Below are 17,432 nucleotides of genomic sequence, written 5' to 3'. Positions count from 1 at the left end.
GTCACACCGGCTGAGCGACGTGCGGGCGAAACGGGCGCCAAAGGGCTTCACCCACTTCAGTCAATGAATTTGTTTTCATCAACGCGTCCTCCAACTTTCGTAGGTCGGGTACGAGTTCCTGCTCGTTACGCTCGCAATAGCCAGCGTCCATGAGACCGCTGCGCCGGCACTCACGGTAGAACATTAACACGTTTGCGAAGGCATGATACGCGAGCAGTATCATCTCGATCGGCCTTTCGCATTTACGCATCGGAGAATAGTAAAGACGTCCATCGGTCCCATCTGTCACAGGATCAATCATCAAAAGGATATTGAAGTATTGATGAGTTGCTTCATGCACAAGCATTTCAGCTATGGCGACAGCATCGCAGCGAAATGAGATTACAGCCACACCTGGCCATTGCCTACTGCTACTACTTTGCATCAGTCCGTGCGGCCCATCGGCTGGCACGATGAACGCCATCACTCTTCCTACCCAGCGCGCAAAGATTGGCGCGTGCCGCTCCAATATGTCTAAAGCGGCAGAGACGTTTTGCGTCGCGAGCAAGATATCGTTCGGAGCCAAAGATGGTGGAGTCGGACAACCAATTCTATTGGCGGCCTCCTGCGAGAGCAGTGTTAAGTGAATATTTTCAGACCCTATTGTGGGAAGACAGTTATGCCCCTCAACGCAGCTATCCGGCGGAAGTGACGTGACTGAACCATCTTTCGCGATTGCGGCTTTGCTGCCACGTCGCCAAACGTGGATGGACTTGGTCGGTTGGATAAGGCAACCGCGCCACATAGGGCGGAAATTGCGCTCGGAGGACGCATGAAATTCGCTCGACACACCTGACGCAAGTGCATGGAATGCCAAAGACACCGCAGCGTCCAAGGCGTCATCGTCAGAAACGTTGTTTGCTACCGCCTCCCTAATCCCCGCGCAAGCGAAGTGCCAAGCCGTCTCAAATGTCGTCAAACGGGTGGCCGCATGGTTGATCAACTCGACGAGGCCCTGCGCAGAACCCGTAAGTTTAGCATCATACCGACTTACAAAAAGCCGGAAGTATTCTTGATAGTATGTAGAAACAATCGCGCTAAGATAACTGTTGTCCAAACCCCAAAACGGCCCGGCAAAGCCGTTGTAGCAGCTGGCTGACTTGTCATCCACGGCGGGCGCCCTCATTCCAAGCAACTGCAGCCCATCTACTGAAGGGCGGCCCCTGCGGCCGGATTCAAGCAGGATGGGCTTCGGACGATGCGGATTTGTCAGCTGGTTTTGACGTAACTTCCGCCCTTGTAGTACGTCGCCAATACCGGGGTTTCGCCGGCCTTCGGGTCCCCGGTTACGATCTGAAATTGGCCGCTTCTGTCACCCTTAGTTTTTTCGACCTCTTTAGAGATGCGATCGAGGATCTTCGACTTTACATCCTCGGCGGCAGGTTTCGACTCTGCGGCAGCTGGGGAGTTAGCGTTATGTGATGTTACGCGACCGTCTTCCATTTTAGGACCCCGTGCATCAAGAATGGACCTGCCAAGATAGGCACCTAAAGGTGGCGCGGTCAAATAAATTCTATAAACACAGAACAGTCGCGTGAAGAACTGACGGATTCCAGCATAGGAATTGTTGTTCACTATAGGCCTCGAACCGGGTGGTGTCTGATGTCGGACAAGGCCGGCCAGGCGAGCTTCGCAGGCCCGATCGGGATAATGCGTCGAACGCGCTGCAATAGGCATCATCACACAAACCAATGATAACGCCGGCCTAAAGACAACTCTCAGGTACCCACTTGCGCTTACCGGAAGCTGGGGAGCTCTGAACTGCGGTTAAGTACCTCGCTGGATTGTCGAACACTCGAGCTCGTTCTTCGTAACCACTAAAGGCGGGAAGCACACGTAAGAATTAATTTGGCTCACGACACTGTTCACCGCCGTATCAATACCGATACTGTCGGCATATTTACCATTGGGCGGCTCAAGCTCGAACACCGAAGGGCATGGGACGCGCGGTTTCAATGGAAGACAAGCTGCCTTGATCGCTGCGGCTCCCTTTGGGCTGACGCTATAGCAAGTTAGACCGAAAAATGACTTGAGGCGATATGGCCGAGTGGTCAAGGACAGTTGTTGGAATTTTCGGCTATTTTCTCGCAATTTATTTTGCTCGAACCGTCCCAATGTGGAGGACACTCCGGGCAAGAATTCAAAACAAAGTGAAGCATCAAAGTTCCAACCCCATAATACAAAATCCCAATTCGGCGGAAGGCTATCGAGTAGGGTGCGGGCCTGGACATCGAAAGAAAAATTGAATATCGCATCGTCCTCCAAATGGTTACAAGTGCGCCTGTTGAGACGGCTATCTCCCAGAGCGCAATATGTGACATCGCTGCCCCAACGGCGCCGAGAGTGTATGAGGTTAGAATATCCCCCTCGGCCACGCCAGCACGAACCAGTTTCGGAACATTTAGCCGTTGTCCATCGATCGCCGAAAACCGCAAAACCTCGGATAAGTGGCCGTTCAGTGTACGGAAGTCAGCCAGCCGCTTGGCGCTTCTATCGAGATTGATGAGATGAACTAGCATTGATCGACCGAACGTCCTGCTCGATAAGGGCTCTATGACCTCGTTGCTCCGCGTCGACGCTCCATCGCCGTTCGAAAAACTGTGATGGAAGCACAAAGTTTTTAAGATATTCCGCATTAATTCGAGCAAGCGTAACTCAAGACTGAGAAACCGAATCCAAAGACAGAACAATGAATCCTGAAGTTCTTGCCCGTTTCCTCTTCGAAACCGCGCCGCATCCAGAAGGGTATACGGAGCCGCCAATCGTACTTTATGAAGGCGAATGGAGTCCCCTTCCGGAAGAGACGCCTGTCATTGGACCGACTAAAGATCGGGCTATCCAGCTCGTCGAGGATATTGCGCAAAAACTCAAGGATTCGAATTGGCGGCCAGATCTGCGGCCGGCGTTCCAGCCAGACTGCGGGCCGTGGAAGTTTGGCGTTATTCGGCAGCGTGCGGCCATTCGTAAAATTCATCGCGGTTATCTGGAGCCGTTCCGACGTTTCGCATTCGTCGATGACTTGCCGGAGCTGGTAGCACTATTTCTAATAGGGCTCCCCGGCGGCGAGGACTATCTCGATAGAGACAATCATAGCGTAGGTTGGCACTACCACTATCTGCCGGACCGCTACACCCGCTCTGACGTCATTCTATCGTGGGATACCCGCTGGGTGCCACCAAATCAGTGCGCAATACGCCCTATCTTTGAGGAAAAGCATGGTGAGGGCCGATACAGCTTCCGAGCCAACCCGTGGCTATGGGGCGACGCGAAGAAGCAGTCCATGCATGAAATGTGCGCGCCGGACCTCCGAAGATGGCCGATCGAGACGTTCCGATGTGCGTCCAATAAGGCAGGCGCAGTTTGGCCGGCCACGGCGACGCTCACACCGGTACCAGTCGCCGCGTCGGTCGGTAGCAGGACGGCAAAAAAGAAGAGGAGCGGTCGCCGGTAGTTGCGCGCGGAGGTTGCACTCTTGACGGCAGGGGTAGTGCCCGGTGAGCGGTCTAAGAAACCCCGCAACCAGAGGTTAGGCAGACGCAGTTATTACCGAAGAAAAGGATCCACTAAGCGACTTCATGAACGGTATTCTGTCCAAGCGGCAGAAACGGATCGACACCTACACCACGTCTACATTGGGGTAAGCGCCGCCCAATTCGCTTCAGCGCCAAATAACCGAATCGTAAGCCTAGCCCTCTTTTTCTAAGCGGAATTGATGCCACGTAAAGGTTCCCGCCCCAAGTCCAGGTTGAGACCGACCAGATCAGCTGCCATCGCTTGATATCGCCTACAATCCGCCTGAACGACGGATCGCTCAGTTCTTTCCAGCGGGAGGCTCCCGGCGATTTTCTTCAAGTCATCAAGTACCGAAGCGATATGCGGCCAAGGAAACTCTGTAGGATCGTCGATGTCACGATCTGCGCCAGCGATGATTTCAAGCTTGGCGACGACGCCAAGAAGCGACTGCGCCTGTGTGTGGGGAAGTTTGTCTTGAAGCTTCAAGGCAGCGGTCGTGGCCTCGACTTCTGCCTGGCAGGCGATCGAATAGCTGACCATCCTATCCATCGCGTCAGAGGCCGTAGCATCGAGAACGCGCCTCTCTAGGCGTTGTTGAAGTCGGCAAAGGACCTGCGAGACATGCTGTGCTCGCAACCAGCCTTGGAGCAGCGCCAGTGCCGGGTCCGAATCGTCGAAACGGTCTTCCGCGTGCGCCCTCTGCCGTTGCCCTTGCCCATGCGTGACGCAAGGCAAAGTCGTGCTATTGTCGGAATCAGCCATGATCCGAGCTCCTCAACAGCTTTGGCGTGGCCAGGCCGGATTGGTGTTGCATCACCCATCCGGCCGCCAAGTGAAACCGAGACTACACATAGTGCATTATCTAAGCAACAAAAATCACCATAAAATGGTGATTTTATGAATCCGGTGCAGTGCCGTATGGCTCGGGCTGCATTAGGATGGGGTGTTTTAGACCTCTCAAAAGAAGCCAAAATATCGACCCAGACGATTGTTCGCTTCGAAAGAGGCGAGGCGTTGAAGCAATCGACTGTGGATCTGATAAGAAGCGCGTTCGAAAGCGCCGGCATTGAATTTATCCCGGAGAATGGCGGCGGCCCTGGCGTTCGTCTGTCTGGCAATCAGAAGTGACGCTCTTTTCGCCATGCAACAGGATCGGCGATCCATCGATTGACATCGGACTCCCGCCAGCCCGCCCCGTTGATGCTTATCCTGATTTGAGCCGGGAACGTGCCTTCGGTAATCTTGCGATAGAGGGTCGAGCGGGACAGGCCGGTCCGATCAAGGACAGTTCTGATGCGTACAATGCGATCCGGCTCGGACATTGCTCCCCTGCTCCTCACTGGTTGTTGCTGGTATCCGCTGAGACAGACAGGACGAACCGATGCAGGGCGCAATCAGGTTCGTCGTATCATCTGCCGGTGGCGTATAAACGGCGGCGGATTGGCCGAGTGTCACAGCCCGATGCCCCGTCCGATGCTGATGCCATGATTGAACATCAGTTCCACACCGAGGCGCCGGCCGGATTCGACCTGAATGCCGAGCGCCTTCTTGTGATTGGCGAGTAGGGATTCCAGTTGCGGATCGCGTTCGAGGCGCTTGGCCATGTCGGACATGGCCGAGCGCGTTGACTTGTAGGCGGACATATCGCCGGCCTCGTATTGGCGCTCGCTTGTCCTTTTCAGCTTTTGCCAGTCTTCCACGAAACGTTCGGCCCGGCGGCCTGGATCGGTGCGGATTTCGGTTTCGAGCTGGAGGGCAAGCACGATGCGGTTGACCCTGCCGGCGGCCGCTTCACGAACCAGCTCAGGGTTCTTGACGTAGGCCGTTTCGGCATCGCGCCAGCCATGCGGCCGAACCTTCTCGAAAGAGGTTCGGGCATCCCTCAATTCTCGCATCTGCTCGGGACTGCCCTGCCCGTCCTCACTTCCGCTGGTGAAGATCGCGTCGATCGCGCGCGCGTGACGCAAGAGCGCGTTGGTACGTTCCCTGCGCAACGCCGCTTCCGCGTCCCCCGGCGCATCCGCATCGCGCCGCGCTCCCCTATCGAGAGCTTCTCTTCCAGACGTGGGACCGGCATCTCCGATCTGCGCTCCAACATTCTCCCTTCCCGGCCTGCGAGCACCTTCCAGCCCGGACTCGACGTCTCCGGGCGAGCGCCACCCGTCCAGCAGCCCGCCGACCCTGTCGCGCAGTTTCTCCGGGACGATCCGGCGCACGATCTCGACCACACGCTCGCGGAAGGTGATACCGCGCCGCTCGGCATAGGTCTGCGCCGGGTCGATCTGCTCGTAGTCTGACGCCATGTCCTTTGCGCGGTCGCGTGACAGCGTTCGGACAAGCCGTTCGCGGCTTGCGAAGTCATCGCTGCCGTAATGCAGTTCCATCCTGTCGCGATGCCGCGACAGGGCAACGTAGGTGCCATGCGCGTCCATGCCTGACGTCGCGAGCACATGCGTGCGGTCGACTGTCATGCCCTGGGCCTTGTGAATGGTCGCGGCATAGCCGTGGTCGATTTGGGCATAGTCTTTCAGATCGAAGCGCACCGATCTGCCGTCGTCGATCCGCACGGCCATGCTCTGTCTGCCGACTTCCTCCACGATGCCGAGCGTTCCGTTCTTGACGCCCAGCCCACGCTCGTTACGAAGGAACATGATCCGGTCGCCGCGTGCAAAATTCCTTGCACCGCGTTCCACATCCACGTGAACTTCGTCGCCGAGATCTCCGGCAGCGCGCATGTGCTCGCGCGCTGCCTTGTTGAGCGCGCGCACCTCGTCGTTTGTGTGGGTGAGAATGATCCGGCTCGCCTCTGGTTCTGTCCGCCGGTCGCGATCCCAGCGCTCGACCAGATCGCTGCGCGCCTCGTCGCGCGTCGTGGCAGGGTGCACCATGCCTTGCGCGTCATAGGCGCCGATCGCAGCACCGATCCTGCCGGTTGCAAGATCGCGCGTGGCCTCACGCTGCCAGTCCTGTCGCTGCCGGCGCACGTTCTCGATTTCGACGCCGCCATGACGCTCGTGGATCGAACGGAATGCAGCGCCGGCCTCGATCGCCTGCAACTGCTGCGGATCGCCGATCAGCACGACCTTCGCGCCAACGTTGGCGGCATGGGAGAGCACGCGCTCCAACTGGCGCGTGCCGACCATGCCGGCTTCATCGATCACCAGGACATCACGCGCGGTAAGCAGATCCCTGCCCTGTCCCCAGCCATGTTCCAAGCTGGCGATGGTGCGTGACGGGATGCCTGATCCGCCTTCCAGATTCTCGGCGGCAATGCCGGAAAGTGCCGCGCCTCGAACCTCATAGCCCGCTGCAGCCCATGCCTGCCGCGCAACACCCAGCATCGCGCTCTTGCCCGTTCCGGCAAAACCGACGACGACACCAAGACCGCGGCCGTCGGTGATATGATCCAGTGCATCAGTCTGCTCGCCAGAAAGGACAAGACCGAGCTGCTTGGCATTCGCTAGAGCAGCCTCGCGATGTGCGCCACTCACCGCATGACGCTCTTCCCCGGCCATCAATTCTGCAGCGCGATGCAGGCGCTGTTCGGTCTCGATCATCTGCCGGGTGGTGAACCGGTCTTCGCCGCGTCCGTCCTTGCCCAGTTCAACCAGATCCGGCGCTTTGCTGATCGCGCCTATCACGCGGTTGAACTGCTCGAGCCCGTCGCTGTGACGATGCGCGAACTTCGCGATGTCCTTTCGGGTAAAGGTTGATTGCTGGTGCGTGATGGCATCCAGCGCCACGGATGGATCGGCTACGACCCGCGCGCCGTTGTTGCGCGCGATCTCGCGATGCAGCTCGGCGCGATCGGCTTCAATGCCGGCAGCGTCAAGGCCGCTGCCCTCGATGCGTTGCGCCGGTGCACCAATCTGGGTCTGCGGCTCCAACGCGATGCCCTGCGCTTCCAAACTGCGATGATCGATGCGGGCGTCGATGTCGAGTTCGGCAAGGCGCTCATTGGCAAGCTCCGCCCACCGCTCGCGCCAGCGCTCGACCATTTGGGTAGCGTTCCAGTCCCGAACCTTCGCCCCGAAACCGTTCTCATCGACCGACCGCATGGTGAGCATGACATGGGCATGCGGTTTTGGACTGCCATCCTTCGCCCTGTCCCAATGCACGTTGAGATCGGCGACCATGCCTTGGCTGACAAACTCCGCCTGAACGAAGTCCCGCGCCAGTTCGATGCCCTGCGCCCGGCTGAGTTCACGCGGCAGGGCGAACTCCACCTCGCGGGCCAACTGCGCGTCCTTGCGCATCTCGACAGCTTCAGCATCATTCCATAGCCGTTCGCGGTCGCTCCATACTTGCGGCGCATTCTCCGGCAGCATCACCTCGGAATGGACGACGTCGCGCTTGGCCGAGAAGTCATGCGTGCGTTCGATCCGCTCGTCGCGCAGCCGCGACGCCGAGCGATAGGCGGCAGACGCCACAGCGCTCGAGCCAGCCTTGCGGCCAATGACCTTGACGTGAAGATGATAGATCGCCATCGCGACCAGATCATTTGCACGGCAAAGCGCACGTCGGCACGACGTATAAGCGCGCCCTCCCTCGAAAAAATCTCGGGATGGACCAGCCCGTCCCGGGCTGTCTCGGCAACCCTGAAGCCTTCAGGCAGATGCTCCCCTATCATCCGCCGCATCGACAATCGATAGGAGACAGCACATGCGGAAACCACGCGACTTCGACGCGGAACTGAAAGCACTGGAAGACAAGGCGCGCGAACTCAAAACGCGAAAGGTACAGCAGCTCGGCGAACTGGTGATCGCCACCGGGGCCGATCAGCTCAGCACCGACGAACTGGCCGGCGCCTTGGTCGCGATCGCCGAAACGAAAGACGCCGCAAAGCTCGAGGCATGGGCCAAGCGTGGGGTGACGTTTTTCGACAGAAGGTCCCGGCGAACTGCTCTGGCATCTCAGCGCAACCTTCGCGGCGCTCCAGCGCATCCGGGCAACACACAATCGCCAGCAAGCGGCAATGGCTCGCAATGACATGCGCACCTGGCAGCTCGAGCGCCGCAAGCGCACCCGACATCTGATCGAACTCGGCGGTCTCGTCGTCAAGGCAGGTATCGTTGAGCTGACCAATGACGATCGCGCCATCATCTACGGCGCCCTGCTCTGGATCGCCGTCAAGCTGCAGAGCCATGAACGCGAGCATGCGCGCGACCTTTGGAAGATGATGGGGAAGCTGGCGTTCGCATCGGAATGTCATGACGACCAAAAGAGCCAGCGAACATAGCGGTCGCCGGCAAGCGGCGGCGATGCAAGCCATCCATTTGAATTGGTCAGAACCAGCCACCAACCTGCTTCAGTGTGAAATGAGTATTTTACACTGGGGTACCCACTGCAGCCGCTCAAGGGCCTAGTCGTCATCGTGCTCAGTTACGCCGCGATTGAACCGCGGCGGGCTAGTGCGAATTGAAATCCAAAAGCTCCCATGGAACTAGCCGCGGCCTGCGCCTGAATACAGCTAGTGCTACCAACTGGCGGCCTCGAACGCGCAAACTCCATTACGTGCTTCTTCCTTCACTAACGATCAAATCACGCACATCTTGAAATCCCTCGACATCTTGCTCCAGTCAAATAAACTCGGCCGTTGAAAACTCCGGGGAGGGGTCGATGCGCCTGCTGGGCCTTGCAATCATATTGATCTCAACCTCAATCTCCCTTGGAGTGCAGGCACAGGTTCAGACGACAGCCGTGCCGTCACGGTCCTTGGAAGGTTGGAGTGAGCAGCCGACGGCACTTCCATCATCGGTTTTCGACAAGCTGTCAGGGTTCCATGAGCCCGACTCCACTAACACGAATCCCTCTCCAATGCCCGATGCGAATGGACGTAGTCCTCAGAGCATCGACCACCTGGTCTTTGGAGCTACCCCGCCCGATGTGAAGCAAACGGTATCGCACTACTTAGAGCGGCGGCGGCCTCCGGAAACGCAGATGCCCAGCTTCGGCTGGGAGCAGCATACGAATTGGGCCTCGGAACCGACAAAGATCCCACCAGTGCGTTTGTCAATTATCTCGAGGCAGCCCGCAAGAACAACGCGGCATCCCAATACGCGGTTGGGCGAGCTTATCTCACTGGCCTCGGCACCGACCCGAATTTTCCGCAGTCGTTTACCTGGCTTAAGTCCGCTGACGTTGCCCCCAGTTTCTATCCAGTTTTGAGTTCGTTTCCGGCGTGGGTTGTGCCCTGCTGGGCGGGTGAAGCGACGGTCACTGGCGCGGAGCCTTTGGCATAGCGCAGCGCGATCGACCGTCGCGGATTGAAGGTGGTGGCGAACTCGGCCGGTGTCTGCCAGGCGATTTGGGAGTGCGGCCGCGCGGTGTTGTAGTCGGCGCGCCACAGGGCGATGGCTACGCGCGTCTGAGCCAGCGAGGTAAACAGCGTCTCGTTGAGCAGTTCATCGCGCAGTCGGCCGTTGAAGCTCTCGATGAAGCCATTCTGCATCGGCTTGCCGGGCGCAATGTAATGCCATTCGACGCGGTTCTGATCCGCCCAGGCGAGGATGGCGTTGGAGGTGAATTCGCTGCCATTGTCGCTGACGATCATCCTCGGCCGGCCGCGCTGGGTGATGAGCCGGTCCAGTTCGCGGGTAACCCGCATGCCCGAGAGAGACGTATCAACGATGAGTGCCAGGCACTCTCTCGTGCAGTCGTCGACGACGGCCAGGATGCGGAAGCGGCGCCCGTCGGTGAGCTGGTCCGATACGAAGTCGAGCGACCAGCGCTCGTCGGGCCGCAGCGGCACCAGCATCGGCGCCCTGGTCCCGATCGCCCGCTTGCGGCCGCCACGGCGACGAACGGCGAGCTTCTCCTCCCGATAGAGCCGGAACAGCTTCTTGTGGTTCACGACCAGGCCCTCCCGCCTCAGCATCACAAGAAGACGCCGGTAGCCGAACCGGCGACGCTCCTGCGCGATCGCCTTCATCCGCTCGCGAACCTCGCGGTCGTCCGGCCTGCTGGTCTCGTAGCGAACCGTCATGCGGCAACAGCCGATGGCTTTACACGCCCGCCGTTCGCTCATCCCGAAGCCTTCCCTCAGGTGAGCGACAGCTTTCCGCTTGGCCGCGGGCGTCACCATTTCTTTCCCACGAGATCCTTCAACGCGGCATTGTCGAGCATGGCGTCGGCCAGAAGCCGCTTCAACCGCGTGTTCTCGTCCTCCAGCGCCTTCAGTCGCCGAGCCTCGGAAACATCCATCCCGCCGAAGCGGGCCATCCAGTTGTAGATCGAAGCATCGCTGACGCCGTGTTTTCGACACAGACCGGCGACCGTCCGGCCTCATGCTCCTTCAGAATTCCGATGATCTGCTCTTCAGAAAAGCGGCTGCGCTTCATGTCCTGGTCCTCTCGATGGGCCAGAACGAACTTCAAACCGGATTAGATTACAGGGGCAAGGTCAGAAGGCCTGCGCAAACGGCTCACACATGACGGCGCCGCTCGACGAGGCGATGTCGCGGTGGATTCCGTCCAGAGGATAGAATCGTCGCTGGAGTTTGATCCGCGACGGACGAAAGGTGACGGAGAAGCCGTCGAAAGGCTCAAATCAGCTATTTCCGGAATGATCGCTGCCTCTCGAGGAGGGCTCCATCCCGAGCCCGGGCCGGCGCGGCAAGCTTTGATGTCCATCCAACAGTCCTATCCACTCCGGCCAGAACAATGGTCGATCGACAAGCAATGATGATTGCCGAAGGCCTTCCCCCGTGCGAGGTGAAAGGATATTGGCTCGCAGGGCTGGAGACTATGATCCGATCGGATCGATGGTGGGTCTCGCGCAGCCGATGATTGGCCATCTTCTCGCAATTGGACTGGCCGAGCAGGGCGTTGCCAATGGACAAAAGGGAACGATAGGCTATAGGCTGAGCCCGCTAGGCGCCACCGCCTTCTCGCGGGCTGTCATCCGGGCGCGCTGGACGTTCTCAGGACGGCAACAGCGCCTATGAGCGCGGAAGAGATCGCGCTGGCCTTGTTCCGCTCCAAGGGCATTAAAGCGAGCGGGACGACCTGCACCGCTGTAAGCGCATCGCTGTTGAACAACAAGGACATGACCCTGCACGATGGCCGGCCACGGCGCTGGACGCTATAGAGGCGCGGCCTAGCTCACAACCCGCAGCACGACCTTTGCCGGTTGCGGCTCTTGCGTCTGCTCAATGAAAATCTGGCCATCCTCGGCGATTTTGAAAATACGTCCCCGCAACGAAGGCAATATTGCGTTTTCTGAGCGTGCCGTTTCAACCACGCTCTGGATAAATTCAAGTTGGCCGTCTCGACCTCGCCCGCTCGGTATAAGGACCAATCCGGCATGGCGTGGCGTCAAACGGGCCAGCCTTTCGAAATCGCCACGATTGATGGTCACAACGGACCGGTCCTCGTCTTGAGCGACTTTCCACACTTCATGATCGGGAGCTTTGAGCATGCCCCTATCGCGAGTGCTGGTCGTATCGACCTGCATCTCCCACAGGGGCTTACTCAAAGCGGGCGAGATGTTTTCATCCAACATCAATTTCAGCATGCTTGTCAGCCTCGTCGTCGCTATCGCTCGCGCGGGGCCGACCTGTCATCGGATGGGCGCGATAATAAAGATGTGCGAACCTCACATCATCTTCATTCAAATATGGGTAGTCCTCCAGGATATTCTTCACCGGCTCACCGCTTTCCACCATCTTTCCGATGTGGTTCACGGACAATCGAGAGTCTTTGAATACGGCTTCCCCCCCGAGAACATCATCTCGCTCTTCTATGCGGTCGAATCCGCAATAATAGAGGTTAAGACGTGGCGCGACTTGATGCAGGACACGACCCATGTCCAGCGTGACGTATTTGTCTATATCGACGTGCATATAATCGCAGGATGCAGCCGCCCTCCGAGTGAACTTCACGCATACGTCCGGGTTGGCCTTAAACCAAGACCCATCAATCAGACGGTCAAGCTTAGACAGCGCCACCCTTCGCATTTCCACATCCAGATGGGCATTCCCATATACCGCCGCAAAGGAAACAACATAGCTCCAAGGGAATGCTATGCGAGCGTCGGTCAGACGCGTAATTCTTGGCTCTACAATCACCCCCCTTTCGATATCTTTTCGCACGCGCTTTTCGGACACGTCGGCAAGAGTCACGACCTCCTTCAGCGACAGCAAAGCGCGCGCAGCACTTGCACTAGGATTCCTCTCCTCGTTCATGCAGACATGGTTCATCACTTAGCTCCTTCAAGGAAACCATTCCCTGAATGGGGAAGAGTTTTATCACCGGAATGTTCCGCATTCAAGGAAAATGTTCGTTTGACGCCTACCAGTGGCGTGTCGGCAATTCTTAGTCGCCAGCTTCCGCACGCGCTATGATCGCTTCAAGCGTCGCTATGATCCCGAGATTGTCGCAATGATTTCTTCGGCGAGGTTGTCGGACATGCCCGGGCCGGTCGGCCTCGAAGGTATGGCATGCCTCACTCATCAGCTGACTGACATCGCCTTTAACCAAGCATCGGCGTGTGCTATAGTCGCTTTGCGATGGGATACTTAGGGAGCGAAGAAATGGTCTCGAAAGAGCGCGGCAAAACTATTCTCACGACGTCCAAGTCGCTTGGCCACGACGAGCGATCTGCCCTTATAGAATGCCTCCAGAGGGGCGGCGACCTCAAGATCAAGGTTATGAAGGTCGGAGAGTCCGAGATCGGAAACGGCGGTAAGGCAATCAGTATGGTTGTCGACACTCAAGATTAGTTATGCGCCCTAAGCACGGTAGCGGCTGTCCAATGAGAGCCCGCGTGGGCTTAGCCTGGAGTCCCCAGATCGGTGCCCTTATCTCACGCGATCCCGATAGGGTGGACTACGTGGAGGTGCCATTCGAGCGGCTTCGAGCTAGCGAGCAGTTGGCGGAATCTCTACCGATTCCGATCATTCTACACTGCTCCAGCATGTCTGTGGGCGGAGATGTAGCGCCAACGAGGGGCACGCTGGATCGCATTCGCGAGTTAGCAGAGCAGGTTGACACGCCTTGGATTGGAGAACATTTGGCGTTCACCTCAGCGCATCGGTTTGATGATGATGGAAACGAAATAGTTAATACCGACTACACGATTTGTCCCCAATTTAGTGAGGAGTCTCTTGAGAGATGCATTTCAACGTTCAAAGGTTTGCAGGAGAACTTTGAGAGACGGATTATATTGGAGAATCCGCCGCAGTACTTTGTGGTTCCGGGAAGTACTATGTCCCAAACCGAATTTTTATCTCGCTTAGTCAGTCAGACAGACGTTGGCCTGCTTCTCGATCTAGCTCATCTCTACATAACCGCTCGTAACTTCAAGCAGTCCCCGATGGCGCTCTTAGACGAGTACCCCACGAGCCGGGTTGTCGAAGTTCATGTGTCAGGGGTCAGCGTTGAGGATGGGACGTTCTGGGACAATCACGGTATAGAGGCTCCCGAGCCCGTTTACTCACTCCTGGCTGCTCTGTTTGAACGGGCGGCTCCCGAGGCAGTGACTTTAGAGTTCAACTGGCACTCCCACTTCAGCGAATCCGCTCTTCTGGAGAAGATACGCCGAGTCCGTGAGTTAGTTTCGTGACGGGCATGCGCCAACGAGACGCGCACGCGCTTCTCGCGGCGCTCCTACGAGATCCGAATTACCTTAACGACTCCTGGAATGACAGACGGCACGCAATAGTGTTGCAACTGTCCTGCTACCCATTCGGCGAAGAAAACTTGAAACGAATTCAGCAATTTTCTGGGCATATTGCAAAGGTGCGTCACAATCAACTGTATGACATAATTCCACTCACCATGCAGGCCCTGCATGTCGCAGGCCTTGAAATAGACTTTTTTACTTACTATTCCACAGAATTTAATAATCTGTGGGAAACGCAGCGCCCCCTTCCACTGCCAGATAGAAGAAGGGCATTTGTCAGCAGCCTCATCCGATACTTGAATGGACGGCCAAGAACCAGCTTACACCTTTTTTTGTTGGACGTAATCTCTCACGAGGAGTGTTTAATTTCGGTTCGAAGCACTATTAACTTTGACGAGCTAAATGCCTTTGTCTCTCCGGTGTTTCGCGGACGAATTTGCTCTACATTACTACGATGGCACCCGCAGCAACTTGAGCAGATGGTCGACCAAGGTCGACCACCTCCACCCGCTGACCACGCGTCAACGTGCTATATTTATGTAAGGCAGAAAAACGCTTGCCACGTTAGCCTCTATCAAGTGGACGAACTTACCAACTTCTTGTTAAGTTTTGTGAACTCGAAGACGTCAGTCGAAGGTATATCCGCGGCGCTTTCGCGCGAGATCGGGCAGCCTGTTGCCGCGCGCGATGTGATCAGGTGCTACGAAGCGATCTCGGAAGCCCTCGGGGGACTGAAATTGGAGATCCCATGCGAGTCGTGTTCGTTGACAACCTGCTGATACCCAGCGGAGACCTTTCCTCTTTTGACGCACAGCCTCATCTGGGCCTAATCTCCTTGTCTGCAATTGTTCGACAGAATGGGCACGAGCCACTTATCGTCGATCCTAAGTACTTAGTTAAATCTAAGGCAATGCGTCTTGATGGCAGTCTTTATAAAAACATGGCACAATATATTCGTGATCTTCAACCCGATGTGGTTGGGTTTACGTCGTTGGGGTGCAGTTTCATATTTACATTGAAGGTTGCTCATTACCTCAAGGCCCAATTGCCGAAGCTACCTATCATTCTCGGTGGACCTCACGCCACAATTCTCGGCGAGCAAATTCTCTCGCGCTTCCCACAATTTGACCTCGTGGTTCGCCACGAGGGTGAAGCGGTGATAAGCCAAGTCATAGATGGCCTAGGAGCGGGAAGCTTCGACGGCCTGCCCGGTGTTGTTTGGCGGAAGAACGAAGACGTGGTCTCGAACAAAGGTGCGCCGTCCGTAGTCGAATTGGACAGTCTCCCGAGTCCTGCATACGATCTGTGCCCGGTTGTGAACGCTGGTGTGCGCCGCTTGAGAGTAGAGGCGGGGCGCGGGTGCCCGTTCAATTGCACGTTCTGTTCGACCGCAGAGTTTTTTGGTAGGCAGTACCGTTTGAAGTCACCCGCGGTGTTAGTTAGTGAGCTAAGGCGGCTAAAGGATACCTACGATATCTCATGTTTTTCATTGACGCATGATCTTTTTACGGTGAATAGGAAAAAGGTCATGTCGTTCTGTGAGGCTGTAAGCGATCTCGATGTAAAGTGGGGATGCTCGGCACGTATCGATTGCGTCGATGCTGATCTTCTCAAAGAGATGGCTACTGCCGGATGCGACATGATCTACTATGGTATTGAGACTGGCGCGGACGTAGTGCAGCGTACATCCAAGAAAAGGCTCGACCTCCATCTTCTCATGCCCACGCTTGCGGAATCGATACGCCTCGGCATATCCCCAACTGCCTCGTTTATTATAGGCTTTCCTGAGGAGGAGGATGAAGGTCAGAACGCCACGATCGACCTTATAGGCGAGTGTATTTTGTGCTTTGGTGACGACGTAACAGTTCAGTTACACATGCTGACGCCGGAGCCGGGAACGGAACTATATAGGTTGATGGGCGGGGATGTTAGGAGGGATTGGTTCCAAACGGACTTTAACGCAGTACTTCTTGAGGACGATGACGAGTCTATCGTGTCGCATAATCCTGATATTTTTTGCACTTACTATTACTATCCATCGGTTGGCTCTCGCGAACGCGCAAAGGCGGCGGTTCAGGTTGTTTTCCTTCTGGGCCAACTGGGCAGCGGCGTCGCTAGGATGGCGCTAGGTCGGTTTGACGGCCGTCTGAGCAAGTTAGTGGAGGAGTTTGTCCTATGGGGGAGCGATCGATTGGATTGGAACTCAGTATCTGAGACTGATTTGATCGAATTTATCAGATGCAGGTTCGGAGAGCGTGATGTTCTGTTGAGTGCTTTCCGTCTAAACTCCGTGGGGATAACCATGTTGCGAAAGCGCCGAGAACAAGTGTTTCTTAGTGAAGTGCCCCTGCAGAGCCCAGTTGCTTTACCCGAGGGCGTTGCGTTGTTGAGAGCCTGTCACAACCCGGTCAAGGTCGCGGAAGCTCTGGCTAGTGCTTGTGTTCCAAAAGAGAGCTATGGAGAACTTTCCGACTGGCTTGTTCGAACAAAGGAGCGGGACGGTGTCCAAGTTGACGTTTTTGCCGTCAATCCCACTTGGGCGACCATTCTCGCAAGTCTACAAAGCTCCATCTCGTTTAGCGAGTTCTCATGTTTGTTCCGCGACGCGGGCATGGGAACTACCGTGCTGGAGGGCATGTTCACTCTCAGAGAGCTTGGTCTTCTAGAGTTTGATAGTCTGCTAGCATCGCGAGCGCTCTCGGGCAACGCCGGAGCTTGAATTTAGTCTTAGCGGTCTGGACCACGGCCGAGGAGACAATCGCTTGGCGCGTGCGTTGGGGTGACCTGCCCCTTCCGGTCCCGCGATCACCGACGCCGCCGGCATACCACCTTGCGACCCATCAGCCGGGCCGGCATAGCTTCGCTACCGAGATGGCCGTCCACACAGGATAGACTTGGCGACCAAGAAGGGCCGGTGGAACTCAACCCAGGTCCTCATGACCCACCACGCGCACGGCGATTCCGGGTCGAAGATGATCGACAAGTGTTCGGGAAGAAGTCCCCTCGAAAGAAGGCCGGCTGGCTTGTAACCATTCCGCGCCGAAATGGTGTCGAGAGCTTACACCATTCATCTGGAGGAAGTCAGCCAAGCGGTTCGAATCGTGACGAAAAATGCCGGTTTTAGGTCATGAATACTCAAGGGAGTGCTCTACCACTGAGCTATCGTAGCAATCGGCGCCTGGTTGTGTGCGTCAAGTTCTGCAAAAGGGGCGGCCACGAGGCTGGTCATGCGGCTTGGCGCAGAGCGAGCTTCTTGT

Annotated in this window: 15 protein-coding genes and 1 pseudogene; 8 read left to right on the top strand and 8 right to left on the bottom strand. The window is 56.9% G+C overall.

What is annotated here, in order from left to right; genetic code table 11:
- Position 1 precedes the first annotated feature (1 nt).
- Together LB565_RS18705 and LB565_RS18700 are read right to left on the bottom strand one after the other, a co-directional pair.
- Entirely contained in the window at positions 2-1,150 is a 1,149-nt protein-coding gene (locus tag LB565_RS18705) for an aKG-HExxH-type peptide beta-hydroxylase (protein ID WP_224586537.1), read from the bottom strand.
- A 98-nt stretch (positions 1,151-1,248) separates the two neighbouring features.
- Positions 1,249-1,614: a hypothetical protein gene (locus tag LB565_RS18700; RefSeq protein WP_224586535.1), complete on the bottom strand. Its 366-nt coding sequence runs from the start codon at positions 1,612-1,614 to the stop codon at positions 1,249-1,251.
- 1,114 nt (positions 1,615-2,728) lie between these two features.
- Here LB565_RS18700 and LB565_RS18695 point away from each other — a divergent pair.
- Complete coding sequence (locus LB565_RS18695) at positions 2,729-3,490, top strand: hypothetical protein (RefSeq protein WP_224586532.1); 762 nt, start codon at positions 2,729-2,731, stop codon at positions 3,488-3,490.
- A gap of 248 nt (positions 3,491-3,738) precedes the next feature.
- Here LB565_RS18695 and LB565_RS18690 read toward each other — a convergent pair whose 3' ends face one another.
- Positions 3,739-4,314 carry a hypothetical protein gene (locus LB565_RS18690; protein WP_224586530.1) on the bottom strand — a complete coding sequence of 192 codons (576 nt, stop codon included), beginning with the start codon at positions 4,312-4,314 and terminating at the stop codon, positions 3,739-3,741.
- A gap of 135 nt (positions 4,315-4,449) precedes the next feature.
- Between LB565_RS18690 and LB565_RS18685 the strand changes: the two genes are divergently transcribed.
- Complete coding sequence (locus LB565_RS18685) at positions 4,450-4,680, top strand: transcriptional regulator (protein ID WP_224586528.1); 231 nt, start codon at positions 4,450-4,452, stop codon at positions 4,678-4,680.
- Here LB565_RS18685 and LB565_RS18680 read toward each other — a convergent pair.
- Both LB565_RS18680 and traA read right to left on the bottom strand, forming a co-directional pair.
- Positions 4,671-4,874 (bottom strand): helix-turn-helix transcriptional regulator, encoded by a 204-nt coding sequence (locus LB565_RS18680; protein ID WP_224586526.1) that lies wholly within the window; start codon positions 4,872-4,874, stop codon positions 4,671-4,673. The genes LB565_RS18685 and LB565_RS18680 overlap by 10 nt on opposite strands.
- 129 nt (positions 4,875-5,003) lie before the next feature.
- Complete coding sequence (gene traA / locus LB565_RS18675; protein WP_224586524.1) at positions 5,004-8,039, bottom strand: Ti-type conjugative transfer relaxase TraA; 3,036 nt, start codon at positions 8,037-8,039, stop codon at positions 5,004-5,006.
- A gap of 175 nt (positions 8,040-8,214) precedes the next feature.
- On the opposite strand from traA, the gene LB565_RS18670 reads away from it, so the two are divergent.
- The 3 genes from LB565_RS18670 (at position 8,215) to LB565_RS18660 (ending at position 9,794) form a co-directional block, all read left to right on the top strand.
- A complete protein-coding gene (locus LB565_RS18670) occupies positions 8,215-8,541 on the top strand; it encodes a conjugal transfer protein TraD (protein ID WP_224586522.1) in 327 nt (108 codons plus the stop codon).
- A gap of 1 nt (position 8,542) precedes the next feature.
- On the top strand, positions 8,543-8,791 hold the full coding sequence (locus LB565_RS18665; protein WP_224586692.1) for a conjugal transfer protein TraD: 249 nt from the start codon (positions 8,543-8,545) through the stop codon (positions 8,789-8,791).
- A gap of 733 nt (positions 8,792-9,524) precedes the next feature.
- The gene (locus LB565_RS18660) at positions 9,525-9,794 is read left to right on the top strand and encodes a hypothetical protein (RefSeq protein ID WP_263488544.1); all 270 of its coding nucleotides are present in this window, start codon (positions 9,525-9,527) and stop codon (positions 9,792-9,794) included.
- On the opposite strand, the pseudogene LB565_RS18655 reads toward LB565_RS18660, so the two are convergent.
- A pseudogene (locus tag LB565_RS18655) lies at positions 9,707-10,892 on the bottom strand (IS3 family transposase). The gene LB565_RS18660 and the pseudogene LB565_RS18655 overlap by 88 nt on opposite strands.
- A 601-nt stretch (positions 10,893-11,493) precedes the next feature.
- On the opposite strand from LB565_RS18655, the gene LB565_RS18650 reads away from it, so the two are divergent.
- Positions 11,494-11,640, top strand: coding sequence for a hypothetical protein (locus LB565_RS18650; protein WP_224586521.1), 147 nt, complete (start codon positions 11,494-11,496; stop codon positions 11,638-11,640).
- A 9-nt stretch (positions 11,641-11,649) separates the two neighbouring features.
- Here LB565_RS18650 and LB565_RS18645 read toward each other — a convergent pair whose 3' ends face one another.
- On the bottom strand, positions 11,650-12,066 hold the full coding sequence (locus tag LB565_RS18645; RefSeq protein ID WP_224586508.1) for a DUF5615 family PIN-like protein: 417 nt from the start codon (positions 12,064-12,066) through the stop codon (positions 11,650-11,652).
- Positions 12,044-12,751: a DUF433 domain-containing protein gene (locus LB565_RS18640; protein ID WP_224586506.1), complete on the bottom strand. Its 708-nt coding sequence runs from the start codon at positions 12,749-12,751 to the stop codon at positions 12,044-12,046. Before LB565_RS18640 ends, LB565_RS18645 begins: the two co-directional genes overlap by 23 nt.
- 524 nt (positions 12,752-13,275) lie before the next feature.
- Here LB565_RS18640 and LB565_RS18635 point away from each other — a divergent pair.
- Both LB565_RS18635 and LB565_RS18630 read left to right on the top strand, forming a co-directional pair.
- On the top strand, positions 13,276-14,115 hold the full coding sequence (locus LB565_RS18635) for a DUF692 family multinuclear iron-containing protein (protein WP_318012172.1): 840 nt from the start codon (positions 13,276-13,278) through the stop codon (positions 14,113-14,115).
- 808 nt (positions 14,116-14,923) lie between these two features.
- Positions 14,924-16,894, top strand: coding sequence for a B12-binding domain-containing radical SAM protein (locus tag LB565_RS18630; protein ID WP_224586502.1), 1,971 nt, complete (start codon positions 14,924-14,926; stop codon positions 16,892-16,894).
- Positions 16,895-17,432 lie beyond the last annotated feature (538 nt).

This window comes from Mesorhizobium sp. CA14 (assembly GCF_020165195.1).
In the GTDB taxonomy this organism is placed as follows: domain Bacteria; phylum Pseudomonadota; class Alphaproteobacteria; order Rhizobiales; family Rhizobiaceae; genus Mesorhizobium.
The sequence above is the reverse complement of the archived record's forward strand: the minus strand, read 5'-3'. Positions and strand labels throughout refer to the sequence as shown.

Excerpts from the sequence above, each read along its gene's own strand:
- LB565_RS18690 (WP_224586530.1), bottom strand. The coding sequence starts at position 4,314 with ATGGCTGATTCCGACAATAGCACGACTTTGCCTTGCGTCACGCATGGG.
- LB565_RS18665 (WP_224586692.1), top strand. The coding sequence starts at position 8,543 with ATGCGCACCTGGCAGCTCGAGCGCCGCAAGCGCACCCGACATCTGATC.
- LB565_RS18640 (WP_224586506.1), bottom strand. The coding sequence starts at position 12,751 with ATGAACCATGTCTGCATGAACGAGGAGAGGAATCCTAGTGCAAGTGCT.
- LB565_RS18680 (WP_224586526.1), bottom strand. The coding sequence starts at position 4,874 with ATGTCCGAGCCGGATCGCATTGTACGCATCAGAACTGTCCTTGATCGG.
- LB565_RS18695 (WP_224586532.1), top strand. The coding sequence starts at position 2,729 with ATGAATCCTGAAGTTCTTGCCCGTTTCCTCTTCGAAACCGCGCCGCAT.
- LB565_RS18650 (WP_224586521.1), top strand. The coding sequence starts at position 11,494 with ATGAGCGCGGAAGAGATCGCGCTGGCCTTGTTCCGCTCCAAGGGCATT.
- LB565_RS18630 (WP_224586502.1), top strand. The coding sequence starts at position 14,924 with ATGCGAGTCGTGTTCGTTGACAACCTGCTGATACCCAGCGGAGACCTT.
- LB565_RS18645 (WP_224586508.1), bottom strand. The coding sequence starts at position 12,066 with ATGCTGAAATTGATGTTGGATGAAAACATCTCGCCCGCTTTGAGTAAG.
- traA (WP_224586524.1), bottom strand. The coding sequence starts at position 8,039 with ATGGCGATCTATCATCTTCACGTCAAGGTCATTGGCCGCAAGGCTGGC.
- LB565_RS18670 (WP_224586522.1), top strand. The coding sequence starts at position 8,215 with ATGCGGAAACCACGCGACTTCGACGCGGAACTGAAAGCACTGGAAGAC.
- LB565_RS18685 (WP_224586528.1), top strand. The coding sequence starts at position 4,450 with ATGAATCCGGTGCAGTGCCGTATGGCTCGGGCTGCATTAGGATGGGGT.
- LB565_RS18635 (WP_318012172.1), top strand. The coding sequence starts at position 13,276 with ATGCGCCCTAAGCACGGTAGCGGCTGTCCAATGAGAGCCCGCGTGGGC.